Annotated in this window: 17 protein-coding genes; 12 read left to right on the top strand and 5 right to left on the bottom strand. The window is 63.1% G+C overall.

All coding sequences use genetic code 11. The features are described 5' to 3' along the window. Nucleotides 1–17: 17 nt before the first annotated feature. The 4 genes from A3OO_RS0103040 to A3OO_RS0103025 form a co-directional block, all read right to left on the bottom strand. Nucleotides 18–371, bottom strand: coding sequence for a carboxymuconolactone decarboxylase family protein (locus A3OO_RS0103040; RefSeq protein ID WP_018406358.1), 354 nt, complete (start codon nucleotides 369–371; stop codon nucleotides 18–20). Further along, nucleotides 368–3,604, bottom strand: a complete 3,237-nt coding sequence (locus A3OO_RS0103035; RefSeq protein WP_018406357.1) for an efflux RND transporter permease subunit — start codon at nucleotides 3,602–3,604, stop codon at nucleotides 368–370. Before A3OO_RS0103035 ends, A3OO_RS0103040 begins: the two co-directional genes overlap by 4 nt. Next, nucleotides 3,601–4,578 (bottom strand): efflux RND transporter periplasmic adaptor subunit, encoded by a 978-nt coding sequence (locus tag A3OO_RS0103030; RefSeq protein ID WP_018406356.1) that lies wholly within the window; start codon nucleotides 4,576–4,578, stop codon nucleotides 3,601–3,603. Before A3OO_RS0103030 ends, A3OO_RS0103035 begins: the two co-directional genes overlap by 4 nt. A 107-nt stretch (nucleotides 4,579–4,685) precedes the next feature. After that, nucleotides 4,686–4,922 (bottom strand): high-potential iron-sulfur protein, encoded by a 237-nt coding sequence (locus A3OO_RS0103025; protein WP_018406355.1) that lies wholly within the window; start codon nucleotides 4,920–4,922, stop codon nucleotides 4,686–4,688. Nucleotides 4,923–5,082: 160 nt separating this feature from the next. Between A3OO_RS0103025 and A3OO_RS0103020 the strand changes: the two genes are divergently transcribed. The 12 genes from A3OO_RS0103020 to xth all read left to right on the top strand — a co-directional run bounded on the left by A3OO_RS0103020 (nucleotide 5,083) and on the right by xth (nucleotide 14,422). Next, the gene (locus A3OO_RS0103020; protein ID WP_018406354.1) at nucleotides 5,083–5,442 is read left to right on the top strand and encodes an ArsR/SmtB family transcription factor; all 360 of its coding nucleotides are present in this window, start codon (nucleotides 5,083–5,085) and stop codon (nucleotides 5,440–5,442) included. Next, nucleotides 5,439–5,639, top strand: coding sequence for a YgaP family membrane protein (locus A3OO_RS0103015; protein WP_018406353.1), 201 nt, complete (start codon nucleotides 5,439–5,441; stop codon nucleotides 5,637–5,639). Before A3OO_RS0103020 ends, A3OO_RS0103015 begins: the two co-directional genes overlap by 4 nt. A gap of 87 nt (nucleotides 5,640–5,726) precedes the next feature. Continuing rightward, on the top strand, nucleotides 5,727–6,395 hold the full coding sequence (locus tag A3OO_RS0103010; RefSeq protein WP_040573584.1) for a Crp/Fnr family transcriptional regulator: 669 nt from the start codon (nucleotides 5,727–5,729) through the stop codon (nucleotides 6,393–6,395). Nucleotides 6,396–6,493: 98 nt separating this feature from the next. Beyond that, nucleotides 6,494–7,777: an NAD(P)/FAD-dependent oxidoreductase gene (locus A3OO_RS0103005; RefSeq protein WP_026222645.1), complete on the top strand. Its 1,284-nt coding sequence runs from the start codon at nucleotides 6,494–6,496 to the stop codon at nucleotides 7,775–7,777. Nucleotides 7,778–7,815: 38 nt separating this feature from the next. Next, entirely contained in the window at nucleotides 7,816–7,974 is a 159-nt protein-coding gene (gene cydP, locus A3OO_RS0103000; RefSeq protein WP_026222644.1) for a cytochrome oxidase putative small subunit CydP, read from the top strand. Nucleotides 7,975–7,993: 19 nt separating this feature from the next. After that, a complete protein-coding gene (locus tag A3OO_RS0102995; protein WP_018406349.1) occupies nucleotides 7,994–9,568 on the top strand; it encodes a cytochrome ubiquinol oxidase subunit I in 1,575 nt (524 codons plus the stop codon). Between the two features lie 14 nt (nucleotides 9,569–9,582). Then, nucleotides 9,583–10,722 carry a cytochrome d ubiquinol oxidase subunit II gene (gene cydB / locus A3OO_RS0102990; RefSeq protein ID WP_018406348.1) on the top strand — a complete coding sequence of 380 codons (1,140 nt, stop codon included), beginning with the start codon at nucleotides 9,583–9,585 and terminating at the stop codon, nucleotides 10,720–10,722. A 17-nt stretch (nucleotides 10,723–10,739) separates the two neighbouring features. Continuing rightward, nucleotides 10,740–10,841: a cytochrome bd-I oxidase subunit CydX gene (gene cydX / locus A3OO_RS22820; RefSeq protein ID WP_018406347.1), complete on the top strand. Its 102-nt coding sequence runs from the start codon at nucleotides 10,740–10,742 to the stop codon at nucleotides 10,839–10,841. 93 nt (nucleotides 10,842–10,934) lie between these two features. Next, the gene (locus tag A3OO_RS0102980; RefSeq protein ID WP_018406346.1) at nucleotides 10,935–11,120 is read left to right on the top strand and encodes a YgaP family membrane protein; all 186 of its coding nucleotides are present in this window, start codon (nucleotides 10,935–10,937) and stop codon (nucleotides 11,118–11,120) included. 140 nt (nucleotides 11,121–11,260) lie between these two features. Beyond that, on the top strand, nucleotides 11,261–12,877 hold the full coding sequence (locus A3OO_RS0102975) for an urease accessory protein UreH domain-containing protein (RefSeq protein WP_018406345.1): 1,617 nt from the start codon (nucleotides 11,261–11,263) through the stop codon (nucleotides 12,875–12,877). 70 nt (nucleotides 12,878–12,947) lie between these two features. Next, the gene (locus A3OO_RS22500; protein WP_018406344.1) at nucleotides 12,948–13,496 is read left to right on the top strand and encodes a cytochrome c; all 549 of its coding nucleotides are present in this window, start codon (nucleotides 12,948–12,950) and stop codon (nucleotides 13,494–13,496) included. Nucleotides 13,497–13,636: 140 nt separating this feature from the next. After that, complete coding sequence (gene xth, locus A3OO_RS0102965) at nucleotides 13,637–14,422, top strand: exodeoxyribonuclease III (protein ID WP_026222643.1); 786 nt, start codon at nucleotides 13,637–13,639, stop codon at nucleotides 14,420–14,422. Here xth and A3OO_RS0102960 read toward each other — a convergent pair. Next, the gene (locus tag A3OO_RS0102960) at nucleotides 14,401–15,216 is read right to left on the bottom strand and encodes a sulfite exporter TauE/SafE family protein (RefSeq protein ID WP_018406342.1); all 816 of its coding nucleotides are present in this window, start codon (nucleotides 15,214–15,216) and stop codon (nucleotides 14,401–14,403) included. The genes xth and A3OO_RS0102960 overlap by 22 nt on opposite strands. Nucleotides 15,217–15,234: the final 18 nt, after the last annotated feature.

Below are 15,234 nucleotides of genomic sequence, written 5' to 3'. Positions count from 1 at the left end.
TGTTCGTTCCTTTCTTCTCAGGCTTGCTTTTCGGCGTCGAACTGGGTGAACGCCGCGAGCGCGTGGCTCGCATACATCACCGACGGTCCGGCGCCCATGTAGATGCTCATGGCGAGCGTCTCCATCACCTCCTCACGCGTCGCGCCGCGCTGTGACGCGGCTTTGGCGTGGAAAGCGATGCAATCGTCGCAGCGCACCGCGACGCTGACCGCAAGCGCGATCAGTTCCTTTGTCTTGGGGTCGAGCGCGCCTTGCGCGCCCGCCGATATCGCCATCGCCGAAAAGGCTTTCATCACCTCAGGCGAGCCGACGCGCAATTCTCTTATGTCGGCGGAGAGCTTCTTGGCGAGCGCCGCCCAGTCTTCGATCATGACGCACTCCTTGGGACTTCGTCGTCGCGCAGTACGACATAGATCGCGGGGATGACAAGCAAGGTCAGCGCCGTCGACGAGGCGAGGCCAAAGACCAGCGAAATGGCGAGGCCCTGAAAAATAGGGTCGGTAAGGATAAAGGCCGCGCCGATGATCGCCGCGGCGGCGGTAAGAAAGATCGGCTTGAAGCGGACGGCGCCCGCCTCGATCAGCGCCGCGCGCAAGCTCATGCCGCCGGCGCGCAAATGCCGGATGAAGTCGACGAGCAGGATCGAATTGCGCACGACGATCCCGGCAAGCGCGATAAAGCCGATCATCGAGGTGGCGGTGAAGGCGGCGTTGAACAGGATATGGCCGATGACGATGCCGACGAGCGTCAACGGCACCGGGGCCAGGATGACCAGCGGCAGTTTGAACGAGCCGAACTGCGCGACGACGAGAAGATAGATGCCGAGCAGCGCCACCATGAAAGCTGCGCCCATGTCGCGGAAGGTGACATAGGTCACCTCCCACTCGCCGTCCCAAAGCAGCGTGGGCTTGGAATCATCGAGCGGCTGGCCGTGATATTTGATCGTCGGCGGACCTGAGGCGCCCCAATCGATCTTGTCGATCGCGTCTTCGACCGCGAGCATCCCATAGATCGGCGCTTCGAAACGTCCGGCGACCTCGGCGCTGACCATTTCGGCGAAGCGGCCGTTATGGCGGAAAATCGGGTAGGAGCCGAGTTCGCGCGTCGCCTTGACGACGTCGCCGAGCTCGACATTGGCGCCCTGACGCGCCGTGCCGCCGGCAGGGAGCGGCGTCGACAGGATGCGTTCGCTCGGCGTCATGGCCCCGCGCGGCAACGCCACGGTAATATCGATGGGTTTCGCGCCGCCGCCCTTTTGCGAAAAGCCGATCTTCACGCCGCCGACCAGAGCGCCGATCGTGTCGTAGACGGCGCGCTCCTCGACGCCGTGATATTCGAGCGCTTCCTGATCGATCTCGAAGCGCAGGCGCTCGGCGCGCTGGCCGAAGCTGTCGTCCGTATCGACGACGAAATCGACCGCGTCAAAAGCCTTGCGCACTTTCGCCGTGAGATCGCGCCGCGACTGCGCGTCGGGTCCATAGACTTCGGCGAGCAGCGTTGACAGCACGGGCGGGCCTGGCGGCACTTCGACGACCTTGATTGCGGTATGCTCCGGCGCGGGCACGCCTTCGAGCCGCTTACGAATATCGAGCGCGATCGCATGGCTCGCGCGGCTGCGCTCGGACTTCGGCTGCAGATTGATCGCCAGGTCGCCCATCTCCGGCGCCTTGCGCATATAATAGTGCCGCACCAGACCGTTGAAGTTGAACGGCGCGGCGGCGCCCGCATAGGACTGAACCGAGGTCAGCTCCGGAATGTCCTTCAGGCGCTCGGCCGCCGCCGTCAGCACCCGATCCGTTTCTTCGAGCGAAGCGCCGCGCGGCAGATCGACGACGACCGCGATCTCCGACTTGTTGTCGAACGGCAGCAGCTTCACGCGCACGGTCTTCGTTGCGAAGAGCGCCATGGAGAGAAGCGTCGCGAGGCCGACAGCCGCAAGAAACCATTGCGAGCGCTTTCGGCCCTTCAGCAAGGGCGTCGCGACGCGCACATAGAAATTGCCCATGGGGCCGCGTGCATGCGCATGGTCGACGCTGTCGCCGCGCTCCTGCGCGAAACGCTTGCCGGCGACCTTGAGCAAAAGCCAGGGCGTGATGGTCATGGCGACAAAAAAGGAAAAGATCATCGCGAGCGAAGCGTTCGCGGGAATGGGGCTCATATAGGGCCCCATCAGACCCGAGACGAACATCATCGGCAGCAGCGCGGCGACGATCGTCAGCGTCGCGACGATGGTCGGATTGCCGACTTCCGCCACAGCCTCCACAGCTGTGTCGATCAGGCTGCGGGAGCCGCGCATATGCCAATGGCGCACAATGTTTTCAACGACGACGATGGCGTCGTCGACCAGAATGCCGATCGAGAAGATCAGCGCGAAAAGGCTGACGCGATTGATCGTGTAGCCCATCAGCCATGAGGCGAAGAGCGTGAGTAGAATGGTCGTCGGAATGATGACGAAGACGACGACGCCCTCGCGCCAGCCGACCATCACCACGATGAGCGCGACGATCGAGACGGTCGCCAGCGCCAGATGGAAGAGCAGCTCGTTGGCCTTTTCGGTGGCCGTCTCGCCATAGTCGCGCGTCACCGCGATCTCAATATCGTCGGGAACGATGCGGCCCTTGACGGCCTCCAGCCGATGCATGACCTCGTCGGCGACGATGACGGCGTTGGCGCCCTTGCGCTTGGCGATCGCGATGCTGACAGCGGGGCGCTTATCAAGGCCGCCGGCGGCGTTGCGGGTCATGGTCCAGCTGAGTCGGTCGGGCTCGGCCGCGCCGACGCGCACATCGGCGACGTCTTTTACATAGACCGGCCGTCCGTCTCTCGTGGTGAGCAGCAGCAGACCGACATCGGGAACGCCCTGCAAGGTCTGGCCGGCGACGACCGGCACGGCGCGATTGGCCTCGCGAAACGCGCCGACGAGAAAGGAGCGGTTGGCGTTGGTCAGCTTGTCGATGAGCTGATTGAGCGTCACCCCAGATTGCGACAGGCGCTCTGGATCGGGTTCGACGCGGATCTGATTGGGGCTGCCGCCGACGATGTAACTTAAGCCGACGTCATTGACCTTGGTGAGGTCGTGCTGCAATTCCTCGGCGACCTGATAGAGGCCATTGTCGGTCCATCGGTCGGCGCGCTCCGGCTTCGCCGACAGCGTCAGCACGACGATCGCCACGTCATCAATGCCGCGGCCGATGATCAGCGGCTCGGGAATGCCCTTCGGCAATTCGCCGATATTGGCGCGTATCTTGTCGTGAATGCGCAGCACGGCGTTGTCCTGCGGCGTGCCGACATAAAAGCGCGCCGTGACGACCACATTGTCGTCGCGCGTCTGCGAATAGACATGCTCGACGCCGTTGACGCCCTTGATGATGTCCTCAAGCGGGCGCGTGATGAGTTCGATCGCGTCCTCAGCCTTATAGCCGTTGGCTGACACCATAATGTCGACCATCGGCACGGAGATCTGCGGCTCCTCCTCGCGCGGCAGCGAGCGCAGCGCGATCAGCCCGACGAGAATCGAGGCGATCAGCAGCAGCGGCGTCAGCGGCGAATTAATGAAGGTGCGGGTGAGCGTTCCAGAAATGCCGGGGCGAAACTCTGCGCTCATGGCGTCGACACCACGTCGCCGTCATGGAGGCCGGAAAGAATCTCGACGCCGTCGCCGTGCGCTTCGCCAAGCTGAAGGACGACTTCTTCGCCGGAGGCGAGTCGGACGAAATCCACGCCGGCGCGTCGATAGACCGCGCTGCGCGGGATGATGATCGTGTCACGCTTGCCCGTCGTGACGTAAACCCGCGCCCGTTCGCCGACGAAATAGTCGCCGAGCCCTACGACGTCGACGTCGGCGATGACGCGGCCGCCCTGAATTTCGGGATAGACGATGCGCACGCGACCCTGCTTGCGCCCGCCGCCCGCCTCTTCGTGCAGGCCGCGCGCGCCAATTTCGACCTTGTCGCCGGCCCGCATGAAGCGCGCGTGGCGTTCGGGCAATTGCAGGCGTAGGATATATTTGTCTTCGGCGATCGTCGCGATGGTTTCGCCGGGCATGACGACGCGCCCCACGGAAACCGGAATGGTGAGGATGCGCCCTGGTCCCGGCGCGCGCACCGAGCCTTCCGCCGCCTGCTGTTCGATCACGCTGCGATCGGAGCGCAGGGCCGAGAGGTTGCGGTCGGCGACGTCGAGCGCCGTCTTCGCCTGATCAAACAGCGCCTTGGTATAGACGCCGCGCCGAAACAGTTCCTGCGCGCGATCGAAATCGCCCTGCGCCTTCTCGCGCTGCGCCTGCTGAGAGCGGATGCGCTGATCGAGCGCCTGCATTTGCAGAAAAAGTTTCTGATCGACGACCGAAGCGATCTCCGCGCCGCCGGCGACGTCATCGCCCTCTTTGATCTTGAGCGCGCTCACGGTGCCGCCGATGCGCGCCCGCGCCGTCAATTGATGCGCCGGCTCGACGGACGCCACGACGGCTTTAAGGTCCTCGACCGGGGCGACCCGAACCGTGACCTCTCCGGCCTTGACGCCCGAGGACAAGGCAAGCGCGGCGAGGAGCGCCGTCGGCGCAAAATGGAAGCGGCACATTGGTTTCATGCAGCCCAGTTATATGCGCAAAACTTAAATTAGCAATAGCGAATTTAAGCTCGCGGAAGAAGAGGGCGGCGCGCGGCCGCCGAATTCGCGCGGTCGCGTCAGCCCCAAAGATTGCACCAGCCACGTGCGCTGACGGGCCCGCTCACCACGCCGCAGCCCGATGGGGCGTTGAACCAGGAGCAGTTGGCGCAACTTTGCCGGCCGTTCGGCGCGCCGCGATAGGCGGCCGCCGATTTGCTCGACTTCGCTTGCGCGCTCGTTGTGCTCAGTCCAGCCGCAGCCGCGCCCAACAGCAACATCAAGGAGCGGCGCGTCGGCGCGAGAGATTCAGCCATTTCATTCTCCCTTCGCAATTTGTCCGTTCTCGGACGATTCCGGTAAATTAGAATTACGTAATATACCGGGTTATTGTCGGCTTGAATGCGACATAAACGCTCTTCAGGGGCGCCTCTGGCGCGCTTGACAATTATATTCGATAATCGTAATTTAGATATCATGAATGTAAATCTGCTCGCGCTCGCGCCGAAGGCTGCGGAGGCCGAAAGCTTTCTCAAAGCGCTCGCCAATCGCCATCGGTTGATGGTGCTCTGCCAGCTGCATGGGGGAGAACTCTCCGTAACGAAGCTGCAGGAGGCGATCGGGCTCAGCCAATCGTCGCTCTCGCAGCATCTTGCGCGGCTGCGCGAGGACAAGCTCGTCAAGACCCGCCGCGAATCGCAGACGATTTACTATTCACTGGCCGATGGAAACGTCTCGCGGATCATCGGACTGCTCTATGAAATGTTCTGCGCCGAGCAGTGCGGAAAGCCGGCCAAACCGCGCGCGCGCGCCAAATCGAAGGAACTCACCCGATGAGCATTGATCGCATCATCATGGCCTTCGCCGGGACCATGATCCTCCTGAGCCTGCTTTTGGCGCAGTTGTTCAGTCCGTGGTGGCTCTTGCTCACCGCTTTCGTCGGCGTCAACCTGTTGCAGGCGGCCTTCACGGGCCTCTGCCCATTAGCGATGGCGCTGAAGCGGTACGGCGCCAAATCGGGCGCCGCCTTCTAAACGTCATCGACGTTCAGCATGGGTGCGTTAATCGTTCGCAGCGCGCCTGAGTGAAGACTTTGGATCGTGAGCGAAGAAGGGCAGACGATGCCGTCTGATTGGATCGACGAAACGCCCTCCTTGCGCAGCCTCGACGCGGCGACGAAGACGCTTCTGCGGGACTCCGCCATGCGCAAGCAAATTCCGCGCGGCGCTGTGCTGTTCCGACCCGGCGATTATTGCGCGCATTTTCCGCTGATCGTGTCGGGCTCGGTGCGGGTGCAGCGGGTGACTGAATCGGGTCGTGAAATCGTGCTTTACCGGGTCGGCGCGAACGAAACCTGCGTTCTCACCACTGCCTCGCTGCTCTCGGATGACGCCTATGCGGCCGAGGGCGTCGCCGAAACCGACGTCACCGCCTATGTCGTGCCCGCCGAACGCTTCAACGCGCTGATGAACGCGTCGGAAGGTTTCCGCGCGCTGGTGTTCGACGGCTACGGCAAGCGACTTGCCTCGCTGATGTCGCGCATCGAGGAAATCGTCTGCACACGCATCAATGTTCGCTTGGCGGAACGTCTTCTCGCGCTGCGCGGCGCCGGCGACAAGATCGCGGCGACGCAGCAGGCGCTCGCCGCGGATCTCGGCACCGCGCGTGAAGTCGTCGGCCGTACGCTGAAAGCATTCGAGCGTTCGGGCTGGGTGAAATTGTCGCGCGGCGGCGCCGAGATCGTCAATCTGGCGGCGTTGCGTTCGCTCTGCGACGCGCAGCGTGACTAAGTCGCGGACATGCGCGCGACAAGCGCGCATGTCGTCTCAGACGTGCGCAACCGTCAGCGCGAAACTTAATGCGCGCAAAGCGCAAAGGGGAGACTGAAATGGCTCATATCGTCGTCATGGGCGCCGGGATCGGCGGCGTCGCCGCGGCGCTGGAAGTCCGCGAGGGACTTGCAAAGCAACATCAGGTTACGGTCGTTTCGGAACTCGAGAATTTTCAGTTCACGCCGTCCAACCCGTGGCTCGCCGTGCAATGGCGCAAGCCGGAAGAACTCAAGGTGCCGCTCGCGCCGGTCTTCAAGAAGAAGAAGATTAATTTCATTCCCGTGGGCGCGAAGCGCGTTCTGCCTGACGAAAACCGTCTCGAACTGCAGAATGGCGAGAGCATCGCGTACGACTATCTCGTCATTGCGACGGGTCCCAAGCTCGCCTTCGAGGAAGTGCCGGGACTTGGACCGCATGGCGGACATACGCATTCGGTCTGCACGTTGCAGCATGCCGAGACGGCGTCGAAGGCCTATGAGGACTTCTGCAAGAATCCTGGTCCGATCATCGTCGGCGCCGCGCCCGGCGTCTCATGTTTTGGTCCGGCGTATGAATACGCCATGATCCTTTCCACCGATCTGCGTCGGCGCGGCATCCGCGACAAGGTGCCGATGACGTATATCACGTCCGAGCCCTATGTCGGCCATCTGGGTTTGGGCGGCGTCGGCGATACGAAGGGAATGCTCGAATCGGCGTTCCGCGATCGCGACATCAAATGGATCGTCAACGCCAAGACGACCGCCATAGAGCCCGGCCTTCTCAAATGCGCCGAGCTTGACGATCAGGGGCAGGTCAAGAAAGAGCACGAAGTTCCGTTCAAATTCGCCATGGTGATGCCGGCCTTCAAAGGCGTCGACGCGCTGATGGGCGTCGAGGGACTGGTCAATCCGCGCGGCTTCGTCATCATCGACAAGAATCAGCGCAATCCCAAATACCGAAATGTCTTTGGCGTCGGCGTCTGCGTTGCGATCCCGCCTGTCGAGGCGACGCCGGTGCCGACGGGCACGCCAAAGACCGGCTACATGATCGAGTCGATGGTGACGGCGGCGGCGCATAATATCGCCGCGCTGATCGCTGGGCGCGAAGCAAAAGAAGAAGGCACGTGGAATGCGGTTTGCTTAGCGGATTTCGGCGACAAGGGCGTCGCCTTCGTGGCTAAGCCACAGATTCCGCCGCGCAATGTCAATTGGTCAAGCGAGGGGCGGTGGGTGCATCTTGCGAAGATCGCCTACGAAAAATACTTCCTGCGCAAGGTCCGCAAGGGACAGAGCGAGCCTGTCTATGAGCGCTACATCATGAAGTTGCTCGGCATCGAACGGCTGCGCCGCGCCCTGTCATAGGGCGGCGCCGCAGCCGTGCAACGCTAGGGAATGGGTCGATGCGCACAGGGCCATTGGGACGCGAGATCGCCATCGCGCTTGGATTCAAGCTGCTGGCGCTCATTGTGCTTTACATCGCGTTCTTCGGTCCCGCGCATCGCATCAAGGTGACGCCGGCGCAGATGGCGGAAGCGCTGTCCGCCAGCGCGCCGCGCTGACATCGCTCAGGAGCTCAAAATGTTCGAATTCGACGTCGTCACGCTCTCGCGCCTGCAATTTGCGCTGACGGCGATGTATCACTTCCTTTTTGTGCCGTTGACGCTGGGCCTCGCATTGCTGCTCGCGATCATGGAAAGCGTCTATGTGATGACCGGGCGAACCGTCTGGCGCGAAGCGACGCAATTCTGGGGCACGCTGTTTGGCATCAACTTCGCCATGGGCGTCGCCACCGGCGTCACGATGGAATTTCAGTTTGGCACCAACTGGGCCTATTACTCGCATTATGTCGGCGACATTTTTGGCGCGCCGCTCGCCATCGAAGGCCTGATGGCCTTCTTCCTTGAGGCGACCTTCGTCGGCCTGTTCTTCTTCGGCTGGAAGCGTCTGAGCAAGGTCCAGCATCTCGTCGTCACTTGGCTTGTGGCGCTCGGCGCCAATTTTTCTGCGCTGTGGATCCTTGTCGCCAACGCCTGGATGCAGAATCCGGTCGGCGCCGCGTTCAATCCGCAGACGATGCGCATGGAGCTCACGTCCTTCTCCGAGGTGTTGTTCAATCCCGTGGCGCAATCGAAATTCGTGCACACGGTCAGCGCCGGCTATGTGACGGGCGCGATGTTTGTCATGTCGATCGCCGCCTATTTCATTTTGAACCGTCGTCATGTCGATATCGCTCGCCGCTCGCTGACGGTGGCGGCGAGCTTCGGCCTCGCCTCCGCGCTTTCGGTCGTCGTGCTCGGCGATGAGAGCGGCTATACGGCGGGCGAGAACCAGAAGATGAAGATCGCCGCGATCGAGGCGATGTGGGAGACGGAGCCGCCGCCGGCGTCGTTCACCCTCTTCGGCATTCCCGATCTCAAGAGCGAAACGACGAAATACGAGATCAAAATTCCTTGGGTCTTGGGCCTGATCGCGACGCGTTCGCTCGATAAGCCCGTCGAAGGCGTCAAGGCGCTCGTCGAACGTTCCGAGGAGCGCATCCGCAACGGCATGGCCGGCTATCAGTGGCTGGCGAAAGAAGGCGGTCGTCCCAACGCCGCCGTTCCGCCGGAACTCGATGCGTCGATGCGCGACGTCGGGCATTCGCTGCTGGTTAAGCGCATCAGGCCCGATATCGAGAATGCGACCGACGCGCAGATTCATGAAGCGGCGCTGTCGACGATTCCCGACGTGCCGGTGCTGTTCTGGTCTTTCCGCATCATGGTGGCGCTGGGTTTCTATTTCATCGCGCTCTTCGCCGCCGCGTTCTATCTGTCGAGCCGGCGACGCTGCGGGAAGCGCTGGTTCCTGCGCATGACCATGTATAGTTTGCCCTTGCCATGGGTCGCCGCCGAGCTCGGCTGGATCGTCGCCGAATATGGCCGGCAGCCGTGGATCATCGACGGCACGATGCCGACGTTCCTCGGCGTCTCCAACATCCCCGCGTCGAATGTCGCGGCGAGCCTCGCAGCCTTCGTGCTGTTCTACAGCGCGCTCGCCATCATCGATGTCGCGCTCATCGTCAAATATGTCCGCATCGGCCCACGGGAGGAGGCCGACCCCCAAGCCTCCGGCGCGCCCGTGTTTCCCGCGCCGGCGCCGGCGCAGAACCAATAGGAAAGGCGAAAGCGATGTTCGACTATATGACGCTTCGTCTCATCTGGTGGGCGCTGCTTGGCGTCCTGCTCGCGGGCTTCGCCGTCCTCGACGGTTTCGATATCGGCGTCGCCATGCTGCATCCCTTCATCGCCCGCAACGACGCGCAGCGGCGTGTGACGCTGAACGCAATCGGACCCGTCTGGGAGGGCAATCAAGTCTGGTTCATTCTCGGAGGCGGCGCCGTTTTCGCCGCTTGGCCGCCGCTCTATGCGGTGTCCTTCTCCGGGTTTTATCTCGCGATGCTGCTTGTCCTCATCGGCTTCATCCTGCGGCCGGTCGCCATCGTCTTTCGCGGCAAGAGGGAAGAGCGCGGCTGGCGCGAGACCTGGGACTGGCTGTTCTTCGTTTCGGGATTTGTCCCCGCGCTGATCTTCGGCGTCGCCTTCGGCAATCTTCTGCAGGGCGTTCCCTTTCATTTCGATCAGACGCTGCGCGCGACCTATGAGGGCGGACTTCTCGGCCTCCTCAATCCCTTCGGTTTGCTCTGCGGACTCGTCAGCGTGACGATGCTTGCAATGCAGGGCGCCGCCTGGCTCAGCGTCAAGAGCGAGGGCGACGTCGCCGTCCGCGCCCGGCGATATGGCGCGCTCGCCGCGATCCTGCTTGTTCTGCTCATTTCGGCCGCTGGATTGTGGACGATGCTTGGCGTCGAAGGTTTTCGGATCGTCGGCGTCATCGACCACGCAGGGCCGTCCAATCCATTGTCGAAGACGGTGACGCGAGAAGCCGGCGCCTGGCTCGACAATTACCGCGCCTATTCCTGGATGATCGCGGCGCCCGCCGCCGCCTATGCGGGCGCGCTTGTCGCCGCCCTCGCCTTCGCCTTGTCGGCGAAAAGACTGGCGCTTCTCGCGAGCAGCCTGTCGGTTGCCGGCGTCGCGGCGATGGCGGGCTTCAGCATGTTCCCTTTCCTGCTGCCGTCATCGACTCACCCGAGCCAAAGCCTGACGGTTTGGGACGCGTCGTCGAGCAAAGGGACGCTCTCGCTCATGCTCATCGCGGTGATCGTCTTTCTACCGATCGTCCTAGCCTACACCAGTTGGGTCTACTACGTGCTGCGCGGCGCAGTGACCGAGGCGGCGATCCGTCGCGGCGACGACTATTATTATTGAGCGGGAGAAAGCGTGCGATGTGGTATTTTTCCTGGATATTGGGGCTTGGACTCGCCTGCGCCTTCGCCATTCTCAACGCCATGTGGCTCGAGCTCGACGACGACGACAGGCAGAAATAGCAGCCGCGCCTCAAGCGAGACTTAGTCGCTGTGCGATCTCATGCGAGGCGATAGCCTGACATTACGATCGCCGCGGGAAAAAGGAGATTAGTCATGGTAGCCAATATCGGAAGGACCGATCGGATCATCCGCATCGTCGCCGGACTCCTGTTGCTCAGCCTCGTCTTCATCGGTCCGCAGTCGCTATGGGGACTCGTCGGGCTCATTCCGCTGACCACGGCCTTCGTCAACTTCTGCCCCGCTTATAAGCTCCTGGGCATGGATACGCTCGGCAAGTAATTCGGCAAGTAACTCGGCAAGCAACTTTGTAAGGAATTCCGTCTCGCACAGGCCACGGCGCGGAGATGGAATGAGCAGTGCGGCCGACGCCGGAGCGTCGGTCGTGGTCCGATGCTGCGCGGCGAGGCGTTAAACCTTCGATGAATGAAACGGCGATCACCTTTCACGCCCGCGGCATGCATTGCCACGGCTGCGAGCATGTCATCGAAGCGGCGATCAGGAAGCTCGTCGGCGTGCGCAGGGTCTCTGCCAGCTATCCCACCGAGACGGTCGTCGTCGACTATGACGCTGATGCGACCAATTTCAGCGCGATTCGCAACAGCGTGGAGCAGAATGGCTATCGCGTCGTTCTGACGGAAGAGGCGCAGCGCCGGCGTTCGCCCTTCATCAGACTGGCGATCATCGTCGCCGCGCTTGCCGGACTCGCCGCCTTAATTCTGTTCGATACGCGCTGGATCAGCGCCGAGGGCGAGCCGGACATCGCTCAGCATATGAGTCTCGGCCTCTTGTTTCTGTTGGGGCTCCTGACAGGCTTCCACTGCGTGGGCATGTGCGGCGCTTTTGTCGTGAGTTATGCGGCGGCCGACGCGCGGGCGGGACGCTCATCCTTCGTCTCGCACCTCTCCTATGGCGCCGGAAAGACGCTGTCCTACACAACGATCGGCGCGGCCTTCGGCTGGCTCGGCGCCTTCATCGCTTTCACGCCGATGCTGCGTGGCGTCGCTGGAGTCGCGGCGGGCGCTTTCCTACTCATCTTCGGGCTCAATATGCTTGGCCTGTTCGCGCCGCTGCGCCGCTTTCGGCTCGGACTGCCTCGGCCGCTGCAGAACTGGGTGAACCGCGAGGCCGGCGGCGCGCGCCATCGACCGTTCGTGATCGGTCTTCTCAACGGTCTGATGATCGCCTGCGGACCGTTGCAGGCGATGTATGTCATGGCGGCCGGGACCGGCAGCCCCGTTGAAGGCGCGAAGACGCTCTTCGTCTTCGGCCTTGGAACTTTGCCGGTGATGCTCGCCTTCGGCGCGCTGACGACAGTGCTCTCGGGCGCCGTGACGCATCGTCTGCTGACCGCGTCGGGCGTGATCGTCGTCGCTCTCGGCGCGGTGATGATCAATCGCGGATTGATCCTCACAGGCTCGGGCGCCGATCTCGCGTCGCTGATGACGGGCTGGCGAAGCCCGGCGCCTGTTGAGTTCGCCCAACCGCTGCAGGATTCGGCCGCGCCGAAGACTCAGACCATCGAGATGGAGGCCAATGGCCTTGGCTTTGCGCCCACCCGCTTCACGCTGCTGCGCGGCGTTCCGGTCAAATGGGTGATCAACGCAACGCAAGTGACGACCTGCAATAATCGTATCCTGGTTCCATCCCTGAACCTCGAATTCGACGTCAAGCCGGGACGGCAGACGATCGAATTCACGCCAGAAAAAACGGGCGTCATTCCGTGGAGCTGCTGGATGGGCATGTTGCGCGGGGAGTTTGTCGTCGTCGATGCAACGCCGGCCGCGCCATCCCAGCCATCCACCCCTGTCGCCTCGGCGGTTCAGGGCGCGCCTGAAGCGACGCAAAGCGCTCCAGCCTCGGCCGCGGTGCAGAAGACCTATACGGTGCGCCGCGGCGACACGCTACGCGCGATGGCCAAGCGACTCTATGGCGACGAAAAACGCTGGCGCGACATCGCCGCCGCCAATCCGACGCTGAATCACAAGAAGTTGCGGCAGGGCCAAATCATCACTCTGCCCGCCGGCGCGCGGCCGTGACGATTCGTCCCGCGCGCGGCGGCGCCTGGCGCGCTACGCTCGCTGTTGTCACATGAAGGGGGAGGCCAGAATGGGACGATTTTTCTTTGCCGCGGCATGCGGGCTCTCGTTGTTCGCCGCCGCCGCTATCGCGGGCGACGACACAGACGATCACAGCGGGCATATGAAGCAGATGAACATGGAGCATATGAAAATGTCGCCGAAGATGAGCGACACGCGCCAGGAGGTCGACCTTCCGGCGCCGATGCGCGCGCATATGCTCGCCAATATGCGCGGACATGCCGAGTCGGTCGCTGAGATCCTGGCGGCCTTGGGCAAGGGCGACGGCGCGGGCGCGGCGAAAATCGCCGACACGCGCCTCGGCATGGCGTCGTCCGGCGCGGCGGCGTGCAAGCCGAACGCCAAGAGCGGCGAGCTCGGCGACATGCCGGCGATGATGGCGCATCACATGCCCGACGAAATGCGCGCGCTCGGTCTGACGATGCATGAGCAGGCGAGCAAATTCGCGCAGGAGGCGGCCAAGATCGGGCCCGGCGGCGACATGCGTCCGGCGCTTGCCGAACTGTCGCAAGTCGTGCAAGCCTGCAACGCCTGCCACGCCACTTATCGTCTCGACTAGCGCGCGTGCGGCGCTAGAGCGCGCTCGCGGAAAAGTGGACGCCGGTTTTTCTCGCCAAGCGCGCTCTAAATTTATGTGAGCGATCACGTCTCTGGATGTGGGCGAATGCGTTCGCACCCAGCGTGATCTGGGAGCCGACGGTGCGCATCGCAACTTGGAACGTCAATTCTGTCAGGCAGCGCCTCCCGCCGCTTCTCGCCTTTTTGCGCGAGGCCGCGCCGGACGCGCTGTGCCTGCAGGAAACGAAGTGCGAGGATCACGTTTTTCCGCGACTCGAAATCGAAGACGCCGGATATAACGTCGCTGTCCACGGGCAGAAGGGATTCAACGGCGTCGCAATCCTCTCCAAGTCCCCGCTTCAGGACGTCACTCTCGGTCTGCCGGGCTTCGACGGCGAGGCGCAGTCGCGCTACATTGAGGCGGTCATCGCCGACGGCGCCGGCGGCGTCATGCGCGTCGCCTCGATCTATGCGCCAAACGGCAATCCGCCGCACACGCAGAAATATCTCTACAAGCTCGCCTTCATGGAGACGCTGACGCGCCATGCGGAGGCGCTGCTTGGCCTCGAAGAGCCGACGGTGCTCGCCGGCGACTACAATGTCATCCCGGAACCGCGCGACGTCTATGAGGCGTCCGCGTGGCTCGGCGACGCATTATTCCTGCCGCAGACCCGCGCCGCCTATCAGCGCCTGGTCAATATCGGCTATGCCGACGCGCTTCGGGCGACGTCGGATGAAGGCGGGCTCTATACGTTCTGGGATTATCAGGCCGGCGCCTGGCAGAAGAACAAGGGGCTTCGCATCGATCATCTTCTGCTTTCGCCGCAAGCGGCTGATCGGCTGGCGCGGGTAGAGATCGTCAAGTCGCTGCGGGCCGGCGAGAAACCTTCCGATCACGTCGCGATCTACGCAGATTTCGGCGCGTAATCGAGGAGACCGAGCGCGCCGCCGCTGCGCCAGAGCACATAAACAGCCACCGCGAAGATGACCGTCGCGAAGACGGCGCTGAGCGCGCCGCGCATCTTCGACAGATGTCGCGCCGCCGCGGCGCCGATCAATCCGCCAAACGCGCCGCCAAGCACGAGCGTCCCGGCAAGCTCCCAGTCCACGAGGTCTGAAGAAGCGTAGTTCGCCGCAGTTGTCACCGCGAAGGCGGCGACGGCGACGAGCGACGAGCCGATGGCGTTTAAGATCGGCATGTCGGAAGCAAACATCAGCCCCGGCACGATCAGGAAGCCGCCGCCGATGCCGAAGAAGCCCGAAAGCGCGCCGGCCGTGGCGCCGGCGCCGACAAGCCGGGGGAAATTCTCGCGATTGAGCCTGACCGCTGGATAGCCCAGCGCGCCCCGGCGCCGCAGCATCAGATAGGATACGACGACCATCAGCAGCGCAAACAGCGCGAGCAGCTTCTCGCCGTCGATGATCTTGCCGAGCGTCGATCCGCCGAATGCGCCAGCAACCCCGAAAACTGCGAAGACAGAGGCGCAGCGCCATTTGATGGTCCGTGCGCGCGCATGATTGGCGAGACTCATCAGGGCGTTGACGGCGACGGCCGCGGCGCTTGAGCCGATCGCGATATGGGGATTGGGCACGCCGACAAGATAGACGAGAAGCGGCACGGCCAGCACCGAGCCGCCGCCGCCGACGAGCGCCAGCGTAAAGCCGACGAGTCCGCCGGAAACCAGACCCAGCACGGCGTCCAGAGGAAGAGCCGTCAGCATGTCGCTCCTTCGCGCGTA

Source organism: Methylocystis rosea SV97, assembly GCF_000372845.1.
GTDB classification, from domain to species: Bacteria; Pseudomonadota; Alphaproteobacteria; order Rhizobiales; family Beijerinckiaceae; genus Methylocystis; species Methylocystis rosea.
The sequence above is the reverse complement of the archived record's forward strand: the minus strand, read 5'-3'. Positions and strand labels throughout refer to the sequence as shown.